The sequence below is a fragment of the Asaia spathodeae NBRC 105894 genome (genome assembly GCF_025994195.1).
GTDB classification, from domain to species: domain Bacteria; phylum Pseudomonadota; class Alphaproteobacteria; order Acetobacterales; family Acetobacteraceae; genus Asaia; species Asaia siamensis.
Window position 1 is genome coordinate 200,391 of record NZ_BAPY01000005.1, and the last position, 26,428, is coordinate 226,818.

The 26,428-nt window shown below is 59.3% G+C and carries 18 protein-coding genes; 5 read left to right on the plus strand and 13 right to left on the minus strand.

Translation table 11 applies throughout. The features are described from left to right. Positions 1 to 14: 14 nt before the first annotated feature. A complete protein-coding gene (locus tag AA105894_RS05510) occupies positions 15 to 221 on the plus strand; it encodes a cold-shock protein (RefSeq protein WP_188424936.1) in 207 nt (68 codons plus the stop codon). A gap of 294 nt (positions 222 to 515) precedes the next feature. Here AA105894_RS05510 and AA105894_RS05515 read toward each other — a convergent pair whose 3' ends face one another. The 9 genes from AA105894_RS05515 to AA105894_RS05555 all read right to left on the minus strand — a co-directional run bounded on the left by AA105894_RS05515 (position 516) and on the right by AA105894_RS05555 (position 10,897). Next, positions 516 to 2,600, minus strand: a complete 2,085-nt coding sequence (locus AA105894_RS05515; protein ID WP_267310832.1) for a TonB-dependent receptor — start codon at positions 2,598 to 2,600, stop codon at positions 516 to 518. Positions 2,601 to 2,964: 364 nt separating this feature from the next. Then, positions 2,965 to 4,164 (minus strand): SAM-dependent methyltransferase, encoded by a 1,200-nt coding sequence (locus tag AA105894_RS05520; RefSeq protein ID WP_267310833.1) that lies wholly within the window; start codon positions 4,162 to 4,164, stop codon positions 2,965 to 2,967. 137 nt (positions 4,165 to 4,301) lie between these two features. Further along, positions 4,302 to 4,880: a 50S ribosomal protein L9 gene (gene rplI / locus AA105894_RS05525; protein WP_267310834.1), complete on the minus strand. Its 579-nt coding sequence runs from the start codon at positions 4,878 to 4,880 to the stop codon at positions 4,302 to 4,304. A 10-nt stretch (positions 4,881 to 4,890) separates the two neighbouring features. After that, on the minus strand, positions 4,891 to 5,172 hold the full coding sequence (gene rpsR, locus AA105894_RS05530; protein ID WP_023977644.1) for a 30S ribosomal protein S18: 282 nt from the start codon (positions 5,170 to 5,172) through the stop codon (positions 4,891 to 4,893). A gap of 5 nt (positions 5,173 to 5,177) precedes the next feature. Further along, complete coding sequence (gene rpsF / locus AA105894_RS05535) at positions 5,178 to 5,642, minus strand: 30S ribosomal protein S6 (protein ID WP_188424928.1); 465 nt, start codon at positions 5,640 to 5,642, stop codon at positions 5,178 to 5,180. Positions 5,643 to 5,830: 188 nt separating this feature from the next. Then, positions 5,831 to 6,421, minus strand: coding sequence for a GNAT family N-acetyltransferase (locus AA105894_RS05540; RefSeq protein ID WP_267310835.1), 591 nt, complete (start codon positions 6,419 to 6,421; stop codon positions 5,831 to 5,833). A gap of 2 nt (positions 6,422 to 6,423) precedes the next feature. Beyond that, positions 6,424 to 8,373, minus strand: coding sequence for an RNA polymerase sigma factor RpoD (gene rpoD, locus AA105894_RS05545; RefSeq protein WP_267310836.1), 1,950 nt, complete (start codon positions 8,371 to 8,373; stop codon positions 6,424 to 6,426). 248 nt (positions 8,374 to 8,621) lie between these two features. Next, complete coding sequence (gene dnaG / locus AA105894_RS05550) at positions 8,622 to 10,430, minus strand: DNA primase (RefSeq protein ID WP_267310837.1); 1,809 nt, start codon at positions 10,428 to 10,430, stop codon at positions 8,622 to 8,624. 14 nt (positions 10,431 to 10,444) lie between these two features. Further along, positions 10,445 to 10,897, minus strand: a complete 453-nt coding sequence (locus tag AA105894_RS05555; RefSeq protein WP_267310838.1) for a GatB/YqeY domain-containing protein — start codon at positions 10,895 to 10,897, stop codon at positions 10,445 to 10,447. 166 nt (positions 10,898 to 11,063) lie between these two features. Here AA105894_RS05555 and carA point away from each other — a divergent pair, with 166 nt between their 5' ends. The 4 genes from carA (at position 11,064) to AA105894_RS05575 (ending at position 17,858) form a co-directional block, all read left to right on the plus strand. Next, entirely contained in the window at positions 11,064 to 12,416 is a 1,353-nt protein-coding gene (carA, locus tag AA105894_RS05560) for a glutamine-hydrolyzing carbamoyl-phosphate synthase small subunit (RefSeq protein ID WP_267310839.1), read from the plus strand. A gap of 3 nt (positions 12,417 to 12,419) precedes the next feature. Beyond that, positions 12,420 to 15,674, plus strand: a complete 3,255-nt coding sequence (gene carB / locus AA105894_RS05565; RefSeq protein WP_267310840.1) for a carbamoyl-phosphate synthase large subunit — start codon at positions 12,420 to 12,422, stop codon at positions 15,672 to 15,674. A gap of 443 nt (positions 15,675 to 16,117) precedes the next feature. Further along, entirely contained in the window at positions 16,118 to 16,591 is a 474-nt protein-coding gene (gene greA, locus AA105894_RS05570) for a transcription elongation factor GreA (protein ID WP_025841509.1), read from the plus strand. A 55-nt stretch (positions 16,592 to 16,646) separates the two neighbouring features. Next, the gene (locus tag AA105894_RS05575; RefSeq protein WP_267310841.1) at positions 16,647 to 17,858 is read left to right on the plus strand and encodes a threonine ammonia-lyase; all 1,212 of its coding nucleotides are present in this window, start codon (positions 16,647 to 16,649) and stop codon (positions 17,856 to 17,858) included. 3 nt (positions 17,859 to 17,861) lie between these two features. Here the strand turns inward: AA105894_RS05575 and AA105894_RS05580 are convergent, their stop codons facing one another. The 4 genes from AA105894_RS05580 to AA105894_RS05595 form a co-directional block, all read right to left on the minus strand. Then, complete coding sequence (locus AA105894_RS05580) at positions 17,862 to 18,758, minus strand: hypothetical protein (RefSeq protein ID WP_267310842.1); 897 nt, start codon at positions 18,756 to 18,758, stop codon at positions 17,862 to 17,864. Positions 18,759 to 18,890: 132 nt separating this feature from the next. Further along, positions 18,891 to 19,904, minus strand: a complete 1,014-nt coding sequence (locus tag AA105894_RS05585) for a CgeB family protein (protein ID WP_267310843.1) — start codon at positions 19,902 to 19,904, stop codon at positions 18,891 to 18,893. Positions 19,905 to 19,963: 59 nt separating this feature from the next. Beyond that, complete coding sequence (locus tag AA105894_RS05590) at positions 19,964 to 22,930, minus strand: glycosyltransferase (protein WP_267310844.1); 2,967 nt, start codon at positions 22,928 to 22,930, stop codon at positions 19,964 to 19,966. 20 nt (positions 22,931 to 22,950) lie between these two features. Further along, entirely contained in the window at positions 22,951 to 26,307 is a 3,357-nt protein-coding gene (locus tag AA105894_RS05595) for a glycosyltransferase family protein (protein ID WP_267310845.1), read from the minus strand. Positions 26,308 to 26,428: the final 121 nt, after the last annotated feature.

Sequence of the window (26,428 nt, forward strand, 5' to 3'; positions counted from 1 at the left end):
CAAGGAGCCTCGTTATGGCAACAGGCACCGTCAAGTGGTTCAACTCAACCAAGGGCTTCGGCTTCATCAAACCGGATGCCGGTGGTGATGACGTGTTCGTCCATATCTCTGCTGTTGAGAAAGCCAACCTCTCCACCCTCGCCGATGGCCAGGCTCTCTCCTATGAGACCGAAGTCGGCCGTAACGGCAAGACCTCTGCTGTCTCGCTCAAGCTGAGCTGAGATCGCCTCCCCTCTCGAGGGGAGAACGAGAAAGCTTTGGAAAGCGCGGATCGGTACCCCTTGGGGTGTCGCAACGCGCTTTCGGCATTTCAGGGACCCGATTCTCCACGAGAATTTCGGGTTCCAATGCCTTCTGCAGATCCGGAATGTCAGTGCACAGCGGTCGCAGGATCGCGCAATCGCAACCCTGTCCTTAACTGCCGGGATGCAGGCAGTTCCAGCCGGAAGCAGCTATCCCGCTGCTGAAACGAGCGTAACCAGTACGCTCATTCCTCAGCGCATTCTTCGAAAGACTCAGAAAGCGATATTCGTGGCGACAGCGAAACTGCGCCCCTGCCCCCAGCTATTGCGGAAAGCCGAGCCCGTTGGGGCAATGATATAGCCCTGGTTCAGGAGATTGACGGCATTGAGCTGTAGACGGACCTGATGCGACAGCAGATTGGGCACCGTCCAGGAGGCAAAGCCGTCGATCGTGCCATAGCCGGGCACCTGAAAGCTGTTATCCAGCGTCGCCGCGCGCGTGCCGACAAGATGGACACCGCCGCCCGCACGCATCGCAATTCTGTACCAGGGCAAGGTGCCATTCCAGGTCAGGAAGAAGCTGCCACTGTTTTTCGGCACACCGATCAGCTGATGTCCCTCTGTCTGGGGGGTGTCCCGCAGGGTACGGGCATCGGTCCAGGCATAAGACAGGATCGCGCTCCAATGACGGGTCAGCGCACCGGTCAGGCTCGCTTCAAGCCCCTTGGACCCGGCAAGCCCGGTCAGGCGCTGGATCATGTTGCCATTGGGATCGAGGCCCGCGCTCTGCAGCACGTTCTTCTTGCGAATATGGTACAGCGCCACATCAGCCGTCAGCCCATGGTTTTCGTAGCGGGCGCCCACCTCGAACTCGCGCCCCGTCGTCGGCTTGTAGCCGCCCTGAAGCACAGTACCGGCGGAAAGCAGATTGGCACCAAAGGATTGTGAATAGTCGCCATAGAACGAGACGGTCTTGAATGGCTGCCAGACCAGAGCCGCAAAGGGCAATGCTTTCGTATAGGAAGCATTTGTCGTCTGCACGAAGGGAATGCCGCTGCCATAGCGCAGTGAGAACCACTGATAGCGCACACCACCGCTCGCAATCAGGCTCTTCGTGAGATGGATGTTATCCTTCAAATAGCCTGAGGCGCTATTGATATTCTGCTGCAGATTGCTGTTGGACGGATTGACGCGCCCGACAGGGGCCAGCCCGCCATAGACAGGCCTGGTCGGGTTGAACCCACCCTGATTAGCCGATTGAACGAAATCACCCTGGTCCTGATTACGGTTTTCATAATCCGCACCGGCAGTAATCTCATGCTTCATATGCCAGAGTTCATGCGTACCAAGATAATCGAGAGCCACGCTGCCATTGGCACGCAACGTGCCGGTATTGGCACGATAACGGCGCATCAGAATGCCGGTGCGTACATTATAGCTGGATGGATCAGCCTGGCGGTCATGATAATCATCGCGGTTATAGCCGCCTGACAGACGTAGCCGGTCATGTGCGCTCAGGCGATAGCCAAGATGCGACGCGATCAGATGACGCGCGCCGAAAGAGGCCGTCCAGGCTTCATCCAGACGCTTCTGCGGGCCTGAAACCGGATTATTGCCGACGAACACGGCACCACGATCGAGCACGTTGTCATAATCGACGAATTCATAGGACAGGGCACCATCCCAGCGGTCATGACGCCAGTTGAGCGTCGGCGCCACCAGCACCTGCTTGTTGGCGCCAAAATTACGCCAGTAATTCTCGTTGCGATAACTGCCGATCAGACGAAAGGCGAAATCCTTGCCAAGCGGCCCGGTGAAATCGAGATGGCCATTACCGCCGCCCAGCGAACTCCATTGCGTGCCGAATCCCGCACCCCAGCGATGAAAATCGGGGGCTCTGGTCACGACATTGATCACGCCCCCCGGCTCCTGCATGCCGTAGAAAAGGGAAGCGGGTCCCTTGAGCACTTCCACACGCTCGGTCGTGTCGCCCTGATAATTACGGCCAATCGGCATTCTCACGCCGTCGCGCAGGATCGACCCGTCATCGATGGCACCAAATCCGCGCTTGATCAGGGCGTCCTGTGTTCCGCCAAAATTATTGCCGACCACCATGCCAGGCACATATTTGGTCATGTCTTCCATGGTTTGCGGCGCAAAATCGACGATCGTCTGGTGCGTCACGACGTTGGTCGTCTGGGTCTGCTCAAGGAAGGGCGTCGCTCTCTTATCACCCAATCCGCTCTCGGTAGCCGCATAAGACCCGCGCTCACCCCGTACGGTAATCAGTTCGCGACGCGCTTTCTTGCGGGCCGCCTGACCCTCCCGCTTTTCCTGACGCTCCGTTCGCGAAGCCATGCTTCGTGCATAGCGAGCGCGCCCTGTTTCCCCGCCTGCACCGCTATCGCCTGATGTGACACCTGCCTCTCCTCCTGTTGCGCCGGGCTGCGCCAGAGTTTCAGAGGAAACCGCCAATCCCAGCGACGTGACGCAGGAGGCAATGAGGAGCGACGATGAGGGGCGAAATCCCCCCACCATCCTTTTATTGCGAATAGGTCTCATTCGCCAATTACGACACAGATCGTGACAGAACGAAACACGAAATCACGATTCCGAGAGCCTGAACTGTTACTTATCGTTACTACCGTTCTACACTCGTGAAAATCTGGCGCCAGAGCTACCCAGGGATGACGCCGAAATCACGGGAACGAGGTCGGGTGGCCTATTTTTGATAAAGATAGTCGCGCGTCAGTGGCACGGCATTCAGGTCAGGCGAAAGCTGGATCTGAAAGTTCATATGTCCCTGAAGGCGGAAGGAAAGCTCTGCCCCGGTCAGATAGAACTCGAACATCCGGCAGAAGCGTTCATCATAAAGTGCCAGGATCTTGTCCCGATTGGCCGCAAAGCGCTCACGCCAGATCTTGATCGTTTTGGCGTAATGCAGCCTCAGGATTTCGCAATCCGTCATCCACAGTCCCGCGCGCTCGATCGAGGGCAGAACCTCGCTCAACGCAGGGGAATAACCACCCGGGAAAATATATTTATCCAGCCAGGGATTGGTCGATCCGGGGCAGTCCATGCGGCCGATCGAGTGGATCAGGGCGATACCATCGGATTTCAATGCCTTCCGTACGGTGCGGAAAAAGACATCGTACTGGCCAATGCCGACATGCTCGAACATGCCGACCGAGACGATACGATCAAATTTGCGGTTCAGCTTGCGATAATCCAGCAGAAGGAACTGCACCTGCCCTTCAAGTCCCGCCTCACGCGCACGCTGCTGGGCCACCTGCAATTGCTCGCGCGAGAGAGTGATGCCTGTCACCTTCGCCCCGTATTCCTTCGCCAGGGTGAGCGCCATGCCTCCCCAGCCACAGCCGATATCGAGCACTTCCAGCCCAGGCCGATCAAGGCGCAGTTTGGCGGCGATATGGCGCTTCTTGGCCAGTTGCGCCTCTTCCAGCGTCATGTCGTCGGACGTGAAATAGGCGCAGGAATACTGACGGTCTTCATCGAGAAACAGGTCGTAGAGCGCACCATTCAAATCATAATGATGGGCAACATTGCTGCGGGAGCGTCGCTGATTGTTCCATTGCCTGAAGAAACGGGTAACGAAACGCGCCTTTTCTTCCAGCTTGCTCAGGAGATGGTGACTGTCATGGATGTTGAGCATCAGCACGTTCAGGACGTCCTCGAGCGTACAGCCGACAGCGACGATCTCGCCGTCCATCCAGCCTTCGCCAAAAGCGAGCCCAGAATTCAGCAGGAGGCTTTTGAGCGCCTTCTCGGTCCTGACGTGAATAGTGGCAGCGGGTCCGGGCAGTCTGCCCTGGTAGTGACGCTTCCTGCCATCGGGCAGGATGACATCAAGAGCGCCGGCCTTGATGAAACGCTTCAATACCTGATCAAGCAGAAATACCATGATAGACCCCGATCATTCCCAGACAGTTCAAGTATTTGAACGTCTAAAACGCACGGTCGTCAACACAGCCATATAAAACAAAACCCGACTGCCAGAGGCAGCCGGGTTTTGTAATCAGTCTTCAAACGCGACGTCTATTAGACGGCGGCGCCTTCAACTTCACCTTCAGCCTCGGATTCGTCACCCTCGACTTCGGTCTCGAGGACATATTCGTCCTCTTCAGCAACGATGGCTTCGCCACGTGCCTGACGCTCGGCTTCTTCTTCCGAACGGGCAACGTTGACGGTCACCGGGATCGACACTTCCGGGTGAAGATCGACGCGTGCCTCAACCAGACCCAGCATCTTGATCGGCTCAGCCAGGACAACCTGGTTGCGACCGATCGTGAGGCCAGCTGCGGTCACGGCAAGCGCGATGTCACGCGTGGTGACGGAGCCGTAGAGGCTGCCGCTGTCACCAGCCTGACGGATGATGACGACGCTCAGGCCGTGCATACGCTCGGCAAGACGCTCGGCCTCTTCACGACGCTTGAGGTTCTGAGCCTCGAGCTGTGCGCGCTCGGTTTCGAAACGCTGACGGTTCTGGGCATTGGCGCGAAGCGCCTTGCCCTGCGGCAGCAGGAAGTTGCGCGCATAGCCGGGCTTGACGCGGACGATTTCGCCCATCTGGCCCAGATGCTCAACGCGCTGCAACAGGATGACTTCAGTCTGTGACATGCCTGTCTCCTCAGTTCATCACGTAGGGGAGCAGGGCAAGGAAGCGGGCGCGCTTGATCGCCTGCGCCAGCTCACGCTGCTTCTTGGCCGAAACCGCCGTGATGCGGCTCGGAACGATCTTGCCGCGCTCGGAAAGGAAGCGGCTCAGCAGACGCACGTCCTTGTAGTCGATCTTCGGCGCGTTGGGGCCGGAGAACGGGCAGGACTTGCGGCGGCGATAGAACGGACGACGGGCGCCGACGGCAATGCGACGGGCGGCCGGGTTGATTTCGTTGGTGTTCTCGTCAGACATCGCGATCACTCCGCATCCATCTCGGCACCCTCACGGGCGCGGTATTCTTCACGATCGTCGCCACGACGGCCACCACGGCCGCTGTCGAAACGACCAGCCGGCTTGGCGTTGCCACCACGGAAATTGCCACGATCGCCACGATCATCGCCCTTGCGGGACAGGATCGGAGACGGGTCCTGGGTGATTTCTTCAACGCGCAGCGTGAGAACGCGCAGAACGTCTTCGTTCAGGCTCAGCTGACGCTCCAGCTCGCGGATCTGGTCCGGGCGGGCATTCAGGCCGAGAAGGACGTAATGGCCCTTGCGGTTCTTCTTGATGCGGTATGCGAGCGAACGCAGACCCCAGAATTCGCGCTTCTCGATCGAACCGCCATCCTGGGTGAGGAGGGTTTCAATCTGCTCGACGAGGGTTTCGACCTGCGCCTGCGAGATGTCATTACGTGCGATAAGCACGCTTTCATACAAAGGCATATGTGCTCCCTTCGGATTGCTTCAACCCAACTGCCGACCGCAACCGGTCAGAACAGCGCCTCTTCCACAAGGCTCGGGTATAGCCGGGACGATGCCTTCGTCCGGCAGGGGAAGGCGGCATAGAGCACATTCTGCCGCACAGGGGCAAGATAAAAGCACCATCGCCGGCTGAATATGCGCCTGTTTCCTCAGTTCACCTTCTGACGCAGATGTTCGGGCGGGACGAGCCCCAGATCGTCGGGGATGCTCCAGTGCTCCTGCTCGACCATGATCGGCACAAAGCCCGCGGCCTTGTAGGTGGGCAGAGCATTGGGGTGATCGGCTGTGCAGGTATTGACGCGCAGCACACGTGTTTCTTTCTGCCAGCCCTGTTGGATCGCGGCATTCAGCAGCCTCTTGCCCAACCCCTTGCCCTGAGCCTCAGGCACGAGACCGAGATAGGAGAGATAGGGTGTCTCGGGCTTTTCGAGGTCGAGTTCGAAAAAACCGGCCACCCCTTCGGGCCCCAGCAGACGGCAGATATACGTATGGGATGATGCAATGATGCGATGCAGTGTCGCGCTGGGCATCAGGTAGCGCATCCACCAGCAATGGGGGGCGCCGACAAGGCGATAGAGCGCGAGATAATCGGTGGTGTTCGGGTGCCACCGTTCCAGACGGTAGCCTTCGGGCCAGACGACCCGGCGTGGCAGAGGCGGCCTGAGGCGCTCGAGGAAGGTCACATCAACCGTTATATCGGTTGTCGGACGCTCCGGAGCCACCTCAAGCCACTTCTCCATGATCAGTTATCGTCGAGGAACGAACGCAGCTTGCGGCTGCGGCTCGGGTGCTTGAGCTTGCGCAACGCCTTGGCCTCGATCTGACGGATACGCTCGCGGGTCACGTTGAACTGCTGACCGACTTCCTCAAGCGTATGGTCGGTATTCATGCCGATACCAAAGCGCATACGCAGCACGCGCTCTTCACGAGGGGTGAGCGAGGCCAGAACACGCGTTGTGGCTTCACGCAGATTGGTCTGGATCGCGGCATCGAGCGGAATAACCGCCGTCTTGTCTTCGATGAAGTCACCAAGATGGCTGTCTTCCTCGTCACCGATCGGGGTTTCGAGCGAGATCGGCTCCTTGGCGATCTTGAGCACCTTGCGCACTTTTTCAAGCGGCATGCCAAGCTTCTCGGCCAATTCTTCAGGCGCAGGCTCGCGACCGATTTCGTGCAGCATCTGACGCGAGGTACGCACCAGCTTGTTGATCGTCTCGATCATGTGCACCGGAATACGAATGGTGCGCGCCTGATCGGCAATCGACCGCGTGATGGCCTGACGGATCCACCACGTAGCATAGGTCGAGAACTTGTAGCCGCGACGGTATTCGAACTTATCGACCGCCTTCATCAGACCGATATTGCCTTCCTGAATCAGATCCAGGAATTGCAGGCCGCGATTGGTGTATTTCTTGGCGATCGAAATCACTAGACGCAGATTGGCCTCGATCATTTCCTTCTTGGCGCGCGTCGTATCGCGCTCGCCACGCGAAACGACCGCATAGACACGACGGAACTCGCCAACCGGCAGACCCGTGCTGTGTGCCAGATCAGCGACCTGATTGCGCAGATCGATGATCTGCTCGGCATAACGCGTGGTGAAATTCTTCCACGACTTGCCGGTCAGGGCAGAAACCGAAGCCAGCCAGTTGGGGTCGAGCTCGTAGCCACGATATTTCTGCAGGAAGTCGTCACGCGACACGCGGCAGCTTTCCGCCATACGCAGCATACGGCCTTCGAGCGTGTTCAGGCGCTGGAACTGGACCTTGAGCTGGGTCACCAGCTCTTCAATCCGGTTATTGTGCAGATGCACCTGCTCGACCATCTTCACCAGTTCGGTGCGGAGCTTTTCGTACTCTGCTTCCGAGGCGCCTGTCGCTTCAGAGCCGCTGGTCAGCGTTTCGATGCGACGCACCTGAAGGGCGCGCAGCGTGTCGTAAAGCGGCTCGATGGCTTCGAAATGGGCAAGAATTTCGGGCTTGAGCTTTTCCTCAAGCGCAGAGAGCGACAGACCAGAGCTTTCCGGGTCGCCGCCTTCCTCGTTTGCGGGCTCTTCGTCGAGGTTATCCTCGTTCTCTTCGCCGTTCTCGTTTTCGGCCGTCTCTTCCTCGGAAGGACCGCCCTGCATGGCCTCAAGATCGACGATGTCGCGCAGCAACATCTCGCCTTCCTTCAGCTTGTCATGCCAGGAGATGATGGCGCGGAATGTCAGCGGGCTCTCGCAGAGCCCTCCGATCATCTCGTCGCGACCCGCTTCGATTCGCTTGGCAATGGCGATTTCGCCTTCGCGCGACAGCAATTCGACCGAGCCCATCTCACGCAGATACATGCGCACCGGATCATCGGTACGGCCTGCGCTTTCGCTCACATTGCCGGTAGGCGATTCTTCGGACTCTTCAGTCTCTTCCTTCTCCTCGGTTTTTTCCTCGGAGTCGTCGGCTTCCTCATTGTCTTCGTTCTCGACAACCTGGATGCCCATTTCGGAGAAGATGGCCATGATGTCTTCGATCTGCTCGGAAGACATCTGGTCCTGAGGAAGAACCGCGTTCAGCTCATCGAAGGTGATATGGCCGCGCTCACGTCCCTTGGCGATAAGCCGCTTGACCGCACCGGACTGCGTGTCGAGGACATTGGTATCGCCGTCCTGGTCCTGCGCGTTCCGCTCCGTTCCCGTGGCCGCTTTCGTCGCCATACCTTACTCCCTGCTCCCCGCACGCCCTGTCGAGCGCGACGCTAAAAACCAGCCATGAAAGAAACGCGTCAACCCAGCGCACTGCAAGAGCAATGCGCCGTCCGACACGGCAGACCCACCGGTCGCCCTTCTTCCAACTGCGATCCACCAGCGTCAGCGCTAGCAATTTCGGCAGCGTGCAGGTGGGCGATCCAACGCCCGAAGTCAAGGGCCAGCACTGTCTTTTCATCCCGGATCGACGCGCTGCGTCAATCTTCGTCATCGTTCTCCTCACCACGTCGAAGACGGTCCAGCGTGCGCAGACGAACTACAAGAGCTTCCGGCAAGCCTTGCAACGAGGGGTTGGCAAGCGCCGCCTGCATGTCCTGCTCGACCTCCCGCACGAAAGCCGGAAAATTCACCAGGCCGAAGAAATGCCACCATTGCTGAATGGGTTCGAGAGAAAAAAGGCCGTTTCTCTCACCCTGAGATGCTGGCACGAGGCCGTTATGAAGCAGGCTGCGTGCCTCATCGCCCAGCCCCTGCTGCTCAAGCGCCTCGAGACAGGCCTCGGCTGTCAGCCCTTCTTCTGAAGGAAGCTCGGCAAACCAGTCCAGAACCGTGTCCCGTATCTCATCAAGAGGCGACGGCAGATCGAGACGCCCGAACTGGTCTTCAATCTCAGGTAATAACGCGGGTGAACGCAGGACAAGCACAGTCAGAAGACGCAGGCGCTCAAGCGCGCCGGTATCGATAGCCGCACTTCGTACGGGAGGCTTCGCAGCGCCGGGTTTCGCGCCCCCGGTCCGACCGCCGCGGCGTGAGGAGGCGAAAAACCGCTCCATCAGCGCACGGCGATATTCCGATGCGAGATCCTTGTCCGCAATCAGGGCCGCAGCGGCCTCGAGACGCTTCTTCAATGCGGCGCGTTGCTCGGGCACGTCCTGCTGAACGCCCGCCATCATGAGCTGAAACAACTCTTGTGCCAGGGACGACGCGCAATCAAGAACGCGCTGCATGGCCTGGGGGCCTTCACGGCGGATCAAACTATCCGGGTCGTCCTTGGGGTCGAGACGGCAGAAATTCAGACTGCGCTCGTGAGTGAGCAGAGGCATGGCCAATTCAGCCACGCGCAATGCTGCACGCGCACCAGCCGCGTCACCATCGAGACACAGGATCGGGTGCGAGGCTTCGCGCCAGAGCAGTTCGAGCTGCTCGGCCCCCATCGCTGTCCCAAGCGGCGCTACCGCCGCCTCGAAACCCGCCTGGGCCAGAGCGATAACATCCATATAGCCTTCGACGACGATCAGCTTCTGCGCCGGATCGCGCAGGGCAGCGCGGGCAAGATCAAGATTGTAAAGCGCCCGACGCTTGGAAAAGAGCGCCGTTTCAGGCCCGTTCACATATTTGGGCTGAGCATCGCCAAGCGTGCGCCCACCGAAGGAAATGAGCCTGCCGCGTCGATCGCGTATGGGAAACATGACACGCGAGAAAAACAGCTCGCCCCTCGGGGCACCACGTTCATCCACGCGCATGAGCCCGGCCTGAACCAGTTGCTCGGCCCCGATATCCTGCCCACGCAGGGCTTCAAGAAGCGCACCACGTCCCTCGCCCGCCCAGCCCAGACCGAAACGCTCGATCGTTGCGTCGGACAGGCCGCGTCGGCGCAGATAAGCCAGCGCCTGACGCCCGCCGGGCTGATGAAGCGCCTGACGATAGACAGCCTGCACAGCCTCGAGCACATCGCCAAGCGAACGCGCCTCCTGCGCACGGGCCTCCTGACGGGGGTCCTGACGGGGCATGTCGAGCCCCGCCTCATTGGCGAGTTGCTCGACCGCTTCGGGAAAGCTGCGACCTTCGCTCTGCATGACGAAGGAAATGACATCGCCATGCACACCACAGCCAAAGCAGTGGAAGTGATCGTCATAGACATAGAAAGAAGGCGTTTTTTCCCCATGGAAGGGGCAGCAGGCCTTCCAGTTGCGGCCCGAGCGGCTGAGCTTTGTCCGACGCCCGATCACCGCAGCGATCGGGGTACGGGCACGCAGTTCGTCGAGAAAGCCGGGGTCGAACGCCATCTCTCAGCCCGAAATCAGGACAGGCGGGCTTTGACGACCGGATTCACACGCCCCATATCGAGCGCGCTGCCGAACTTGGCCTTGAGCACGGCCATGACCTTGCCCATTTCCTTCATGCTGGTGGCACCGGACTCGGCGATGGCAGCGTCGATTTCAGCGGCCAGCGCGGCCTCGTCCATCTCGGGCGGGAGATAGGTCTTGATCGTTGCGATCTCTGCCTCTTCCTTCTCCGCCAGTTCGGGGCGGCCACCCTCGCGATACATCGTGGCTGATTCGGTGCGCGACTTGATCATGCTGCGCAGCATCGGGAGAATATCTTCATCCCCGATCTCCTTGCCATTGGCGCGCGCTGCAACATCAAGGTCCTTGATACGGGCCGTGATGCCGCGGATCTGCGCCACACGATCCATTTCCTTCGCCTTCATGGCGGTCTTGAGATCGGCCGAGATCTGTTCTCTCAGGGACATTGTCTTTTTCCTTTTCCTGACCTGCGCCACACGAGTGCGGGAATATTTTTCCCACATACCGAGAGGCGGTTGAGAGTGGGAAAAAACTTCCCAATCTCATCTCAAAGGCTTATCTAGCACCAACCACGCGAGCGTCCGAGTGGAAAAGGACGCAAGGGAGACGGGTATGGATATCGAAGAGATCATCGAGAAGGCAGGAGGCGCAGAGGCGCTGGCCAGCCTGACCGGCGTCGGCACCGAAGCCATTCGCAAATGGCGCCAGTCACGCGCCATTCCCGGCAAGCACTGGGGGGCGCTGCTGCGCCTGCCCGGCATCACTCTTGCGGACCTCGATCCGCAGACGCCTCAGGAGGAGACCCCGACCATGACCGACACCTGCCCTGAAGGCGCCAATGCCGCCCTCGTTCTTGCCGACGGGACCGTTCTGTGGGGTGTCGGTTTCGGCGCCCATACGGATGGCGCAGCCATTGGCGAGCTCTGCTTCAACACCGGCATGACCGGCTATCAGGAAACACTCACCGATCCGTCCTTCGCCGGTCAGATCGTGACCTTCACTTTCCCGCATATCGGCAATGTCGGCACCAATGCCGAAGATGACGAGGCACAGCGCGTTGCCGCACGTGGCGTTGTCGTGAAGGAAGACGTCACCCTGCCTGCCAACTGGCGCTCGACCCAGAAATTCGCCCAGTGGATGATCGGCCAGAACCTGCCCGGCATCGCTGGCATCGATACGCGCCTGATCACGCGCCGCCTGCGCGATGGCGGCCCGCAGACAGCCGTGCTCGCCTTCCCGAAGGATCGCCAGTTCGACATTGCCGCGCTGCGCGCCCAGGCTGTTTCCTGGCCCGGCCTTGAAGGCATGGATCTGGCCAAGGACGTGACCTGCACCCAGAGCTATTCCTGGGAACTCGGCGTCTGGCAAAAGCCCGCAGCAGAACGCAGCACGCGTCGCCGCGTGGTGGCAGTCGATTACGGTGCCAAGCGCAACATCCTGCGCTGCCTCGTGACCGCAGGTTGTGACGTGACCGTGGTGCCTGCCACGGCAACGGCTGAAGAGATCCTGCGCCATAATCCCGAAGGCGTGTTCCTCTCCAATGGCCCCGGCGACCCGGCTGCGACCGGCGTTTATGCCGTGCCCGCCATCAAGGGAGTGCTTGCTGCCAATGTGCCGGTCTTTGGCATCTGCCTCGGCCATCAGCTTCTGGCGCAGGCCCTTGGAGCCAGGACCTACAAGCTGGAACGCGGCCATCGTGGCGCCAACCAGCCGGTCAAGGACCTCGCTTCGGGCCGCGTCGAAATCACCAGCCAGAATCACGGCTTTGCGGTTGATGACAAGTCGCTGCCCGAAGACGTGATCATCACCCATACCAGCCTGTTCGACGGCTCGAATGAGGGCATTCGCAGCACCAAGCTCGATGCGTTCTCGGTTCAGTATCATCCCGAGGCCAGCCCGGGACCGTCCGATTCATTCTATCTCTTCGAGCGCTTCGTCGCCCTCATGGACAAGAAGGCAGCCTGACCCATGCCGAAACGTACAGATATCTCGTCGATCCTCATCATCGGCGCCGGCCCCATCGTGATCGGTCAGGCCTGTGAATTCGACTATTCCGGCACCCAGGCCTGCAAGGCGCTAAAAGAGGAAGGCTATCGCGTCATCCTCATCAACTCCAACCCGGCCACCATCATGACCGATCCGGGTCTGGCCGATGCGACCTATGTCGAGCCGATCACCCCGGAATTCGTCGAGCGCATCATTCTCAAGGAGAAGCCCGACGCGGTTCTGCCGACGATGGGTGGCCAGACGGCGCTGAACGCCGCCATGGCGCTCGACAAGTCGGGCTTCCTCAAGAAGCATAATGTCGAACTGATCGGCGCCAATGCCGAAGTCATCGACCGTGCGGAAGACCGTCAGAAATTCCGCGAGGCCATGGACGAGATTGGCGTGGAATCCCCGCGCAGCACCATCGCCCACACGCTGGAAGAAGCCCGTGCGGCGCTGGAATCGGTCGGCCTGCCCGCCATCATCCGCCCCTCCTTCACCATGGGCGGCGCCGGTGGCGGCATTGCCTATAACCGTGAGGAGTTCGACCAGATCGTGGCTGGCGGTCTCGATGCCTCCCCCACCACCGAGGTTCTCATCGAGGAATCCGTGCTGGGCTGGAAGGAATTCGAGATGGAAGTCGTCCGCGACAAGGCGGATAACTGCATTATCGTCTGCTCCATCGAGAACATCGACCCGATGGGCGTGCATACAGGTGACTCCATTACCGTCGCCCCTGCACTCACCCTGACCGACAAGGAATTCCAAAAGCTTCGCGACATCTCGATCGCGTGCCTGCGCAAGATCGGTGTCGAGACCGGCGGGTCGAACGTGCAGTTCGGCATCAACCCCGATGATGGCCGTATCGTCGTCATCGAGATGAATCCGCGCGTCTCGCGCTCTTCGGCACTTGCCTCCAAGGCGACGGGATTCCCCATTGCCAAGATCGCGGCCAAGCTGGCCGTGGGCTACACGCTGGACGAGCTCGCCAACGACATTACCGGCACGACGCCTGCCAGCTTCGAGCCGACCATCGATTATGTCGTGGTGAAGATTCCGCGCTTTACCTTCGAGAAATTCCCCGGCGCCCCTGCCCTGCTCTCGACCTCGATGAAGTCGGTGGGTGAGGCCATGTCGGTCGGTCGCTCCTTCGCCGAAGCCCTGCAGAAGGGTCTGCGTTCGATGGAAACGGGTCTGACAGGCCTCGACCCCGTCGAATCCCCAGGCGACGGCTCGCTCGATGCCTATCGCGCCGCGCTCTCCGAGCCGCGCCCCGAGCGTATTCTCATGGCTGCCCAGGCCATGCGCGCCGGGCTGTCTCTTGAAGACATCAACGCAGCCTGCCGCTTCGAGCCCTGGTTCCTGCGTCAGCTGCACGATATCATCGTTACTGAAAACGAGATCGCCGCCAACGGCCTGCCCAAGGATGCACGCAATCTGCGCCGCATCAAGGCGCAGGGCTTCTCCGACCGCCAGCTTGCCCGCCTGACGGGCCAGAGCGTCGAGGATGTGGCCGCATTCCGCCTCAAGCTTGCGGTGACCCCGGCCTATAAGCGCATCGACACCTGCGCAGGCGAGTTCGCTTCCGACACACCCTATCTCTATTCGACCTATGAGGGCGGGTTCGGCGTGCCGGAATGCGAAAGCCGTCCGACCGACCGCAAGAAGATCATCATCCTCGGCGGTGGCCCGAACCGTATCGGGCAGGGTATCGAGTTCGACTATTGCTGTGTGCATGCCGCCTATGCACTGCGCGAGGCCGGGTTCGAGACCATCATGGTCAACTGCAACCCCGAAACGGTCTCGACCGATTATGACACCTCGGACCGTCTCTATTTCGAGCCGCTGACCGATGAGGATGTGATCTCTCTCATCCGCACCGAGCAGGCTGGCGGCGAAATTCTGGGCTGCATCGTGCAATATGGTGGCCAGACCCCACTGAAGCTGTCCCGTGCGCTGGAGGCCGCTGGCATTCCGCTGCTCGGCACCCCGGCTGACGCCATCGACCGAGCAGAAGACCGCGAGCGTTTCCAGGCACTCCTGCGCAAGCTCGGCCTGCGTCAGCCCGAAAATGGCATTGCCCGCACGCCGGGTGAAGCCGAAGCCGTGGCCGAGAAGGTTGGCTACCCGGTTGTGGTTCGTCCGTCCTATGTGCTGGGCGGCCGCGCGATGGAGATCGTCTATGATCCCGCAGGGCTGCAGCGCTATCTGCGCAATACGCTCGTTCTGGCCGGTGCCGAGGTCTCGTCCGGCCCGATCCTGCTCGACCGCTATCTGAACGACGCCATCGAAGCCGATGTAGACTGCATCTGCGACGGTCAGGATGTGTATGTGGCGGGCGTGATGGAGCATATCGAGGAAGCTGGCATCCATTCCGGTGACTCTGCCTGCTCGCTGCCGCCCTATACCCTGTCGCCCGCCATCGTGACCGAGCTGAAGGCCCAGACCGAAGCCATGGCGCGTGAGCTGGGCATTGTCGGTCTGATGAACGTGCAATACGCCATCAAGGACCACGAAGTCTTCGTGCTCGAGGTGAACCCGCGCGCCTCGCGTACGGTACCCTTCGTCGCCAAGGCGACCGGTGTGCCGGTAGCCAAGATCGGCGCCTGCGTGATGGCAGGCGCCAAGCTTTCGAGCTTCAAGCTCGATGGCGATGCCATCGCGCCGCATGTGGCGGTGAAGGAAGCTGTCTTCCCGTTCCATCGCTTTGCCGATACCGATACCATCCTCGGGCCGGAAATGCGCTCGACGGGTGAAGTCATCGGGCTCGACAGCAGCTTCGAGCGTGCCTTTGCCAAGTCACAGCTTGCTGCAGGCGTGGTGCTGCCCCAGTCGGGCGCCGTGCTGCTTTCGGTGCGCGATGGTCACAAGACCCAGGTCCAGGCACTCGGTCGCAAGCTGATCGAGATGGGCTTCAGCATTCTTGCCACACGCGGCACGGCAGCCCGCCTTGAAGAGGCAGGCATTCCCGTCAAGCGCGTGAACAAGGTGCTCGAGGGCCGCCCGAACTGCGTGGATGCCATCCGCTCTGGTGATGTTCAGCTTGTCATCAACACGGCGCAGGGTGCGCAGGCCGTGCGCGACAGCTTTGATATCCGTCGCTCCTCCCTGCTCGGAGGCGTTCCGCATTTCACCACCCTCGCGGGCGCTCGTGCGGCTATCTACGCCATCTCTGCCATCAAGGATGGCGGGCTGGACGTTGCGCCGCTTCAGTCATACTTCAAGCGGGAATTCTGAAAACGGCGGGGCTCGCCCCCGCTTCCCGTGGAAGCCGGTTACTCCTTCGATCCTCTTATGAGGATTGTCGGGGAACCGGCTTCTGCCGTTTTGAGGGGTGAGCACAAGGCGCTTTCCCTCAGACCTCTTTCCGAATCCATGCCTTTGCATGACGAAAAGAAGCCCGCTCCTCATTTCCGCTTGCGGTCAGACGAAGAGAACCTTTCCGCCCTTGCGTTTCAGAACGACACCCTGCGCACTATCAGGTAATCGCCGATCAACTCTGCATAAAACCAGGGCAGAACCCTCGGCTTGCCTTGAACTTGCCCCTCGGAAGACCTAGCTTAGATGATCAATTTGCGGGCTGGGATTGTCTCATGCCCGGCTATGCCCCGTGCAGGGCCTCGGGACGCTGTGTTCCAGAGGCTTTGCGCGCGGGCTGAACTCGTTTTGGGGAATGCGCTGTGCAGAAGATTCCGATGACCGGTGAAGGTTTGACCCGTCTAGAAGATGAACTGCGTCGGCTGAAGAGCGAAGACCGCCCGGCTGTCATCCGCGCCATCGCGGAAGCCCGCGCTCATGGCGATCTGTCCGAAAACGCCGAATATCACGCAGCGCGCGATCGTCAGTCGTTCATTGAAGGGCGCGTTCTCGAGCTTGAGGAGATCATCTCCACCGCCGAGGTCATCGACCCCTCGCAGCTCTCGGGCGACATGGTGAAGTTTGGCGCGCATATCGAACTGGTGGATGAAGAAACCGACAAGGAAAGCGGCTATCAGATCGTCGGCATGCACGAAGCCGATATCAAGCTGGGTCGCCTCTCCGTTTCCTCGCCACTTGCAAAGGCGCTGATCGGCAAATCGGTCGGTGACAGCGTTACCGTGCCTACGCCGGGAGGCGACAAGAGCTACGAAATCCTGACTGTCACCTACAAGTAAATCGCGTCCTGAAACCGGGCGGGCCGACAAGGCCCGCTAACACGAAAAGAAGAACGTGTCCGAAGTTCATTCTCTTACCTTCGCCGATATCCTTGCCGCTCATGAGCGGATCGCGCCGCATATCGTTCGCACGCCAAGCATTCGATGCGCCGCGCTTTCGAAAATGACGGGTGCGGATATCTGGCTGAAGCTGGAGAATCTTCAGGCCGTCGCCTCGTTCAAGGAGCGCGGTGCTGCCAACAAGCTGGCGCTGCTGAGCGAAGAAGAGAAAAAGCGTGGTGTGATTGCGGTCTCGGCAGGCAATCACTCGCAGGGCGTTGCCCGTCATGCCAGCCTGCTTGGCATTGACGCAACGATCGTCATGCCGCGTCACACACCTTCAGCCAAGGTAGAGCGGACACGTGGCTGGAGCGCCCGGGTGGTGACCGAGGGAGAGGATTTCGCCGAGGCCTCGAAGGTTGCCGAAGTGCTGCGCGAGCAGGAAGGCCTGGTTCTGGTCCATCCTTTCAACGATATTGCCGTTATGGCGGGGCAAGGCACTTTTGCCGTTGAACTGATCGAAGACAGCCCTGCGCTAGATATTCTGGTTCTTCCCATCGGCGGCGGTGGGTTGATCAGCGGCTCCGCCATTGCTGCGGCAGCCCTCAGCCCCACGACCAGGATCATCGGTGTTCAGGTCGAGAGCCATGCCTCGCTTTCTGCCTTCCCTGAGGCTGCCGTGGCGGCACGAGGAGGCTCGACCATTGCCGAGGGCATTGCCGTGATGCAGATCGGCAATCAGTGTCTGGAGGCTGTCGGCCCGCTTCTGGACCGTGTTCTGGTCGTAACGGAGCTTCAGGTCGAGTCTGCCATCGCGCATCTGGCAGAGCAGGCCAAGCAGGTTTCGGAAGGCGCCGGCGCTGCGGCGCTGGCCGCCGTCATGGCCTATCCCGAAATCTTTGCCGGCAAGCGTGTGGCACTGCCGATCACAGGCGGGAATATCGGCACGCGGATTTTCGCCAATACGCTGCTGCGCGCCCTACGCCGGGATGGGCGACTCCTCTCCCTCACCCTGCAGATCCCAGATCGCCCGGGCGTTCTGGCAGATATCTCGACGCGTATCGGCAATGCTGGCGGCAACATCATCGAAGTCTCCCATCAGCGCCTCTTTGCAGCGCCTTCGGTCCAGACTGCCGAACTCGAAATCATGATCGAGGCGCGCGACGGAGCCCATGCCGATGAAATCGAAGCCGATCTGCGCAGCCATTATCACCTGACACGCGGCTGACCCTCAGCGCGAGCGGCTCGCGGCTGGAAAATTATCAGCCATCCAGTCGACGGCGTCCGATCGGCTGTACCCCTCGGGCAAGGCGTAGAGAGCGCTCAGCAGGGATTTGTCATAGGGTGTCATGGGCCCGGTCGGGCCTTGCAGAACAGGCCGTTCGGTAAAACGCAGCAGACTCGCTCCGTCATAACCGGTCCGCAGATGGGGCCCAGCAAAAGCGACGACAGACAGCAACTCGTTCAGCATACCCCAGGGCTCGTTATTCAGCCGGTTGATATCGACAATAATCAGAACGATCTGGATATCCCGTCGTGTCTGTTCATTGGAGAGAAAAGAGGCGTAACCCTGCGTGGCAAAGCCAGTGCCGTTAGTCGCTGGCATGACGAGCGGCGGCGCATCGTCAGCAATACGCATGGCCGAAGAGGTCAGCCAGCGTACAGCTCGTGGTCTGAGAAATTCGCGGATTTCGTCCGGCGTCGCCGCGACCTTGTTTTCATGGAAGACATCCGAGGTGTCGAGACCGACAAAGAGAGTCGGGTTGAGCTGCTTGATCTTCGCTGCGAGCGCGTCGGACTGATCTGTGAAGAAAACGAATAGCCGAGGGTCTCTGCAGTTCCTGCTGACCTGTAGCCCAAGGCTTTTGCCAACCGACTGCAAATGCTCAAAAACTGTCGAGGCGAACTGATCCTGAATGCCGTGAATATCCACGCAGACACCCCCGTGCCAGCGCGGCATGGTGTCGAACTGACGTTCACCCAGCTCAGCATCGATATGGTGCTCAAGCGCGTCACGGCTCATGCCATGGACCGTGTAGTTTTCCTGCGCCACGGATCGAGACGCACCGGAACACAGAGTCACAACGGCCGTCACGCCGACAAACAAACGCCTCACCAGTCGCGTCATGTCGATCCTCCTCGAACAGGAAGGTCAACGTTACTGCGCAGTTACGAATGTCGGGTCTAAATTATTTGAAATCATCGCTTCATTCCTGTCGGCAGGAAATCTTTGCCGACAGGAATGAAGCGGCCTCGAGGTTCAGCCCTCTAGGAAGCCTTCACTCTTGAGCACCTCGATAGCGGCACGAATACGATGCCCGTAGGTATGCTCGTTCATGGTGCGCGCCTGTGCGCGACGGGCCATTTCGATGCAAAGCGCCGTATCATCGATATAACGCGCGACGATGCGATCGAAATCGATCTTGTTGGAGAAGGTCGGGATTTCCTCCGCCGTGAAATAGCGACGCAGTTCATAGGTGTCTTCATGGAAGACCTGAAACGCTCCGGCCGCTGCGGCCTCGAATGTACGCGGACCAGGCGTCGAAGGGGCGATCATGAAACGCTTGTTTTCGAAATGCAGCGAGCGTCCCAGATTCAGCACCAGCTTCGAACGGCGATACAATTCGATGAGCTGTGCCTTTTCAATGCGGGCATCCGAAAAGCCGATGCCGAACTCGCCCCAGCCCGGACCGATGATCTTGACGTTCAGATTGCGCAGGGTCGGCATCAGGTTGCGCACGATATCCTTGCGGCTCGTGAACGCCACACCACAGAAAAGCACGTCGATAGATTTCTCCACCTCGGCCTCCAGCGGCGCATAATGCAGCTTGCGGCTTGCCGCGAGAGGCAGATGGAAGACCCGGTCGCGCTGATAGAAATTGTGACCCCAGCGGTCGCAGGAGAAGATCACATCGAAATCATCGGTGATGCGGTAATTCGCATCCTGCTCATAGGGATCTTCTGTCGCCCAAAACACGGTAATGGCACCGATCTTCTTGGCTTCACGGCAGACCTCACCAAAATAGGTGCTTTCGGGCAGATACGATCCGATTGCGAAAACGATAGTCGGCTTCAGACGCTCGATTGATGCTGCCGCGCCGCTGATATGCACGGCAATGACATTTTCTTCGCCAAAGCATTCTGCCCAGCCATCCATGATCGATTCACGGATCTGGGCATTGGCCTGTGACTCGTAGCGACCGCCGCTACAGACGAGCACGCGCTGCGTGGTGCCAGCGGCTCGGGATTTTGCATTCTTCTTTGCTGCTGACATGATCTCTCAATCCGTTTCACGTTCCGATCGGCCGACCCAAAGGCCTGCCGACCTTGATATCAGATATGGCCGCCGGGATGGGCCACGCTCTTATCGATGATTTTGCCCAGCGTTGCCTTGAACCGTGCGGGATCACAATCACGCGCGACAGCGCGAAGGCCTCCCGAGCGGATCATGGTCCATTTTTCTTCGTTTTCGTAAGTCTCTGCCATCGCCAGCGCAAAAGCGATGGGATCTTCAGATGAGGCGCTGACAAGGTCATGCCCATCCACCCAGCCCATCTGACGGGCGAGCAGGCGGGTTGCGATCACAGGCAAGCCGTATGAAGCCGCCTCATGCACCTTGTATGGCAACCCACCGGCGTAACGCGTCGGTGCCACAAACAAGCGGTGTGTCGCATAAAGCGCCGTCAGGTCATCAACCGGACCGAGCCAGTTCACGCGTTTCGAGGCACGAAGGGCCGACACATCCACCGAGGGATGGACGAAGCCCGCGACGGTCAGTTTCACATCTTCAGGCAGGTGCTCATCAAGCTCAGGCAACACGTCATGGATAAGCCAGAAGAGACTGTCGAAATTAGGGGCGTCCTCATCATGCAGCGCGCCTACAAACAGAAAATCACGCCGCTCGGCAAACAACGCCTCCCCGGCGCGCAGTGGCAGGCAATGCCCGAGAATGGAAACATTCTCATAGCCAGCATCCCGAACAAGGCCTGCGTCATGCTTCGAGACGACAACAATCTGCTGGCAGTAATGCGCTGACTCCAGCTCGCTCGCGACCATCTTTTCCAGGGGCGCGAGCTTTTCGGCCGGAGGATGAAACCGGGCTTTCTCGATGGTTCTCGGTGCGGCGATGACCTCCGTATCGAGAATGACGCTGCCCACCGGCAGATGACGGCTCTGCTCGGTCAGCACCGGCAGCAACCGGGTCAGATTATGCGTCCGTCCTATCCAGATGAGATCGTAATATCCGGCGCGCTCCTCAATGAACGGATCGAGGCCTGAAAGGTCGCTCCCGGCCATCAACTCCACATCGTCGGGGAAGTCCGCAGCAAGATCGGCATGGCTGGCTGCGCGTGGCAGAACCGGGAAAACCGTTACCTGCAAGCCCAGCTGACTCATTGCCCAGACGAGATCATTCGAGCGGACATAGCCCGAACCGAGCGAACGCAGGGGAATACGATCTTCGATGAACAGTACCTTGCGGCGCGCGCTGCGCTGCGACCGTGCCAGAACTGCATTACGAACATGTGCCGGAAACTGCTTGCGCAGATATTCCTGATGCTGCCGACCGAAAACGCGATGATTGATGGCAATCTGCGCCTGCGAACCCACAGTGCCGGAACTACCGAACTCGAGATGTTCGACCATCACGGTCGGGTCATAGACAATGCGCTTACCTGCACGGATCATGCGCAGGCAGAAATCCGTATCTTCGAAATAAGCCGGACGATAAAGCGGGTCAAAACCGCCGAGCGCACGCGCCATGGCGCTGCGCACGAGCAGAAAGGCGGCCGAGCAGTAATCGACGTCACGTACGAAACTGGCTTCGGGAATATTCGGGTTATCCTGGCGGCGATATCCGTAGGTCGCGCCATCGCGCCAGATGATCGACCCTGCTTCCTGTAGCCACATATTACTGCGTATCAGCTTGGCACCGACGGCTGCGATATCTTCCGACTTGTAGAGACGCGCCAGCGCATTGCGCAGGGCATTCGGATAAAGACGCAGATCGTTGTTCAGATAAAGCAGCGCGGGCGCACGAACATGGCTGAGCGCTTCGTTACACCCATCGAGATAGCCGATATTGTAGCGAAAGCGCAGAACCTGCGCGCCGCGCACGACATGCTCGATCCGGGTGGTCTCATCGCTCGAGGCCGAATCAACGAGAATAAGCTGGATTACACCGGGGTAATTGGCACGAAGCGAGGCTAGGGCCTGGATCGACAAGGCATATTTGTCATGAAGCACCATGATGACCGAAAGCTCAGGCACGCCCTCGAAGCTGAAATCAGGGCCTTTTCGACCGATGATCTTCTGCTGTAGCGATGCCTCTGCCTGAAAATAGCGCCGTGTCTGGTTTTCATCCGCCGGAGGCAGATCGACGCTCTCCCCATAGCGCGTCCGCAGCGCAATCCAGCAGGCGTAGAGACTGTCATAGAGTCCTGCCTTGATGAGGGCGCCAATTTCCGGACGTGCGCCAAAGGGCTTCAAGGCAACGCATTCAGCCGGGCTGCGCCCCTCTTCTGCCCCGAAGCGTACGAAATGATCATACGCGTTCCGAAAACTGCCGCTTTCGATGCTGGGCAGCACATCGCCATGGACGCGGGCGTAGTAACCCTCATCGAAAAATTGCTGAGGGTTGAAATGACGTGGCGTCTGATTGGTCAGATAGTGATGCAGAACGGAGCTGTAACGCCCCGCCTCGATCTCGCGCGTCACATCGGGATAGGTCTCGCGATACCAGATCGGATCGAAATACCAGGAAAGACGGCCCTGATTGGCGAGAGATGGAGCGCGTTCGATGATGGCATGAAACGCGCCTTTTCCCGCAATCGCCTCAACTTGGGATTGCTCTGCAAGTATCGCGAAACAGGAGGGGTCGAGAAACCAGTGCCCGGCCAGCCCTTGTGCATCGCCCGTTTCGAGAAAATGATCGTACCCGTTGAGGTATAACCCATCTGCGATAACGTCAGACACAAGGGCGCCCTGACGAGCGCGGTAGTAGCTTTCGGAAAAAAGCCAGTGAGGGGCGTGGGTGGCGTAGCCCTTCGCGCAATAATGATCGAAACCCGAGCTCAGCTCGCCACGGCAGATTTCCGCGTAAAGCTCTGGGTAGGCCTGTCGGTACCAGGTCTCGTCGAAATACCTGTTGGGTGAAAATCCGAACGACTTGCCTATGGCCTCATAATGCTCGGCCGCGTCACGACACTCGCTGGCGGTGATTTCATCAGCCGCCTGCGGGTATTGCGCGAGGTACCATTCCTCATCGACAATCTGCCATCTGGGCTTGCGCTCGCTCGTCATGGAGGCGTCTCGCGCGCGACTCAGGCAGTCAATGCCGAAGCAAGACTCGCCTCGATCGCCCGATTGACATGATCAACGATAACCTCGGTCACCTCCGCCCGCGTGACAGAGACAATGATACCGTTCGAGACAGTTACCACCACATCGAGCGGTTTGACCCCTATCTGCTCACCCACCGTATTGACGAGGCACAGCCTGTAGGCGCCATCCATATCGCTCGCATAGCCAGAAGCGATCGACAGCCATCCCTCGAACCCGACGCAGAGCGGCGCATCCGGGAAAATGGTCTTCACATCGTGACGCAGGAAACGATTGAGTGCGAAGAAGAACGCCTCATTGGTCGTGCCCCCGATGAGCGCCACCGACATCGTCCCTGCACGCTCGAGCTGACGCAGGAAGCCCCAGCCACGGATGAACAGATTGCCGTCATCGGTCAGAAGCGGCGCCGGATCACCAATCAGCCCGCTCAACGAGTCGATATAGTGCTGGAAGTCGTTTTCGGCGCGATGATACTGCGCATGACGATGCAGACGGCTCAGCTTGATGCCACGCAGATGCCCGTCTGCATGCGAGATACGATCGAAATCGCGCATGATCTGGTCATTCGAGGGGCGCTCGACCTGGATCTCGTTGATCTTGCCATCCTTGACCGTGATTTCGACCGAGGTGACCATGAACGCACCGGCGCCATTGACGACATTGATCAGGCCAACGCGGAACGTGCCCTCACACCATTTGCCACGCAGCGCTGCCTGACCGGCAAAACCGGAGCGGCGAGGCGCATTGGGATAAATGGACACGACGTCGCCACGCGCTTCGCGAATGCAGGGCAGGAATACGAGAGGTGACGTGTCGTCGCCGATCAATACGGCATACATTGAGCCTGCAGAACTGACACCGGGCAGAACGTGCCAGCCACGAATATGGAACTCGTAGGCACCAGCAAAATCTTCCGGCTCGTTTTCTGCCAGGACGAAGTGACAGACATCGTCGATATAATATTCGGCACCCTGGATCGAGAACCAGTCAGAAACAGGCTCAGGCATCTCGACAGAAAGGTCGCGAATGGTCGGCGGATCGAAGATGTGGCGCGGCGGGGCCTGATGACGCCACGACGCATGCGGAAGCAGATGGACCTGCCCGGCGTCGATCTGCATTTCGGCCGTGCCGAGTTCACGAACCGGGGCGGCCTCACGATAGACCTCCCTCATGTCATTCGCGTAGGTTTCGGCCTGCGTCCAGAGTGCAGGGGAGATGTTGCCCATAATCGAACGACGAATGCCTTCTGACGAACGCAGCAATTCGAGGCGCTCAAGCACCATGTTGGCGCGACCGATCGGCACCTTGAAGCCATTGACGCCGTCTTCCACACGATCGCCAAGAGCACCGACATCGGTCACGATGGGAATGAGGCCATTCTGCCAGGCTTCTGACAGCGAGATGCAATAGGTCTCGGGCCAGATAGACAGGTTGAGCGCGACATCGGCAACCTGAAGAGCGGCGATATCACCAGCCGTATAACGACCATAGACCTTCACATTCGGGCGCGGCTTGCCATTGATGACAGCGTCATACTCAGGGTGAATATAGCCGAAGATATGGAATTCGAAGTGATCGGGATGCGCGATCTCGATCAGGTTCAGAATGGTGTCCGCCCCCTTGGTGCGCAGGAAATTACCCACGATCGCGACCTTGAGCGGGCGCTCGCCAAGCGGTTCATAAGCCTTAGGCACGATCGGGATCGTGTTCTCGGGTGACGGAATACCGAGCGTCAGGCTGCGCTTCTGATCAAGGATCGGATAGATCTCATGTGTCAGATTACGCGAATGCTTGGTCCCGAACAGGATCAGATCGACCGAGTGCAGCATCTTGGCGATGAAGGCACGACGGGTCTGCTCACCACCATATTCGATGTTTTCTGCGACCTTCAGGATGATATCGCTCGCAACGACCGATTTCACCTCGTCTTCGATATAACGCAGATCCTGGTTGAGCAGGTTGTAGCGGGACGAGATCAGCCAGAAATCATGCGCCGAGAAGACCACACCGGCGCCGCAGGCCTTCGCAATAATTGGCAGCGACAGGGCGTGATGGCCGAGATGCTGGAAGTGGACAATATCGAAATTGTACTGGCTGATCGCATTGGAGAAGGCCATTTCTTCCGGCCCGTCACACATCGCGTCCATCCAGCCCACTTCAGGCACGTCGTAACGCTCGACTTCCTGCCCGTTGGCTGTGGTCAGACGGCAATGTGTACCACGACGCAACCAGTAGAAAAATTCAATTTCACGGCCGAGCATGGAGCAGAGTGTCTGCTGATAGACCTCGACACCACCCCAGGCCGCCTCATGAATGGTCGAGTGGGTGCACATCAGCACGCGAAGGCGACGACGGCGGGGCGCCAGTTCAATACCGGGCAGGGTACGACCGAAATTCGCACCGGTGATCTCGGCCATCCTGCGGAGGCGATGCTCGTAGAGATGCCCTTCCAGAACCGAATTCTGGCCGGAAAGCGCCATGTTGCGGCGCAGGGTGCGGTCATTGAGCAAAGCCGCGACGGCGCTCACCACACCATCGACATCACGCGCGAGGAACGTGCCTTCGATCTCGGCAAAGTATTTCGTATCCATGCTCTCAGGGGCTTCGACCACCTGAGCCGCACCGGCAAGAGCCAACTCGTAGAAACGAGGCCCCGGGGCCGTCGCCTGACTGACATCGCCATGGCTCGCATAGTCGCGGAACATGGTCAGCGTCACGGCGCTAGCATTCGCGAAATCGATAAAGGCCTCATGGCTGACCGGACGCTGGATCGCCAGCTCGGCCAGATCGGCAGGCAGCGGCGGAAGATATTCGTTGCCGGGGCAGATGAGCTTGAGACGGGCCTTCGGAAAAGCCGCAATGATACGACGCAGCGTCTCGACGCGATTCGGCCACATCGTGCCTGCGAAAAAGATATCGTAATCTAGAGCTTCGCCGTCTTTCACCTCACGCTGGTGAATGGTCCGGCTGGCACCGAGCGGCAGATAATGCCCCTTGCCGCGGTAGTGATCCGCGCAGGAAGGGTCATTCGTGAAAACGAAATCGAAGAGATGTGAATTCTCGACATTGAAATCCCGCATGAAAGGATCTTCGAACGTCCAGAGAATCATTGTCTTGAAGGCCGGGCGGATACGCCGCATCAGCTGAGTATTGATCCGCTGCCCGTCAATACAGATCAGCGTATCATGTTCACCCGAAGCTGCTGCCTGCGCCAGCGTCATGTTATCGGCCAGCAGGACCTGATCGGCGCCAAAAAGGGCGCGCGCTGCACGCTCAACCGCGAGGGTCAGATAGGAGTTGGGATTATGGGTGTAGTTAGTATTGTAGATAACAGCCATGAAGCCCCCGCCACCGCATCCTCGCAACAAGTGGGGCAATTCCCTCTTGCCGATAAGATCGTGTCTAACCCAAAGACAGGAACTGCAAAAGTCTTCAACAGAAGATTTTAGATGACGTTTA

What these genes read in the sequence shown, in the direction of transcription:
- AA105894_RS05510 (WP_188424936.1), top strand. Translation starts at nt 15, where the DNA reads ATGGCAACAGGCACCGTCAAGTGGTTCAACTCAACCAAGGGCTTCGGC.
- AA105894_RS05515 (WP_267310832.1), bottom strand. Translation starts at nt 2,600, where the DNA reads ATGGCTTCGCGAACGGAGCGTCAGGAAAAGCGGGAGGGTCAGGCGGCC.
- AA105894_RS05520 (WP_267310833.1), bottom strand. Translation starts at nt 4,164, where the DNA reads ATGGTATTTCTGCTTGATCAGGTATTGAAGCGTTTCATCAAGGCCGGC.
- rplI (WP_267310834.1), bottom strand. Translation starts at nt 4,880, where the DNA reads ATGTCACAGACTGAAGTCATCCTGTTGCAGCGCGTTGAGCATCTGGGC.
- rpsR (WP_023977644.1), bottom strand. Translation starts at nt 5,172, where the DNA reads ATGTCTGACGAGAACACCAACGAAATCAACCCGGCCGCCCGTCGCATT.
- rpsF (WP_188424928.1), bottom strand. Translation starts at nt 5,642, where the DNA reads ATGCCTTTGTATGAAAGCGTGCTTATCGCACGTAATGACATCTCGCAG.
- AA105894_RS05540 (WP_267310835.1), bottom strand. Translation starts at nt 6,421, where the DNA reads ATGGAGAAGTGGCTTGAGGTGGCTCCGGAGCGTCCGACAACCGATATA.
- rpoD (WP_267310836.1), bottom strand. Translation starts at nt 8,373, where the DNA reads ATGGCGACGAAAGCGGCCACGGGAACGGAGCGGAACGCGCAGGACCAG.
- dnaG (WP_267310837.1), bottom strand. Translation starts at nt 10,430, where the DNA reads ATGGCGTTCGACCCCGGCTTTCTCGACGAACTGCGTGCCCGTACCCCG.
- AA105894_RS05555 (WP_267310838.1), bottom strand. Translation starts at nt 10,897, where the DNA reads ATGTCCCTGAGAGAACAGATCTCGGCCGATCTCAAGACCGCCATGAAG.
- carA (WP_267310839.1), top strand. Translation starts at nt 11,064, where the DNA reads ATGGATATCGAAGAGATCATCGAGAAGGCAGGAGGCGCAGAGGCGCTG.
- carB (WP_267310840.1), top strand. Translation starts at nt 12,420, where the DNA reads ATGCCGAAACGTACAGATATCTCGTCGATCCTCATCATCGGCGCCGGC.
- AA105894_RS05580 (WP_267310842.1), bottom strand. Translation starts at nt 18,758, where the DNA reads ATGACGCGACTGGTGAGGCGTTTGTTTGTCGGCGTGACGGCCGTTGTG.
- AA105894_RS05585 (WP_267310843.1), bottom strand. Translation starts at nt 19,904, where the DNA reads ATGTCAGCAGCAAAGAAGAATGCAAAATCCCGAGCCGCTGGCACCACG.
- AA105894_RS05590 (WP_267310844.1), bottom strand. Translation starts at nt 22,930, where the DNA reads ATGACGAGCGAGCGCAAGCCCAGATGGCAGATTGTCGATGAGGAATGG.
- AA105894_RS05595 (WP_267310845.1), bottom strand. Translation starts at nt 26,307, where the DNA reads ATGGCTGTTATCTACAATACTAACTACACCCATAATCCCAACTCCTAT.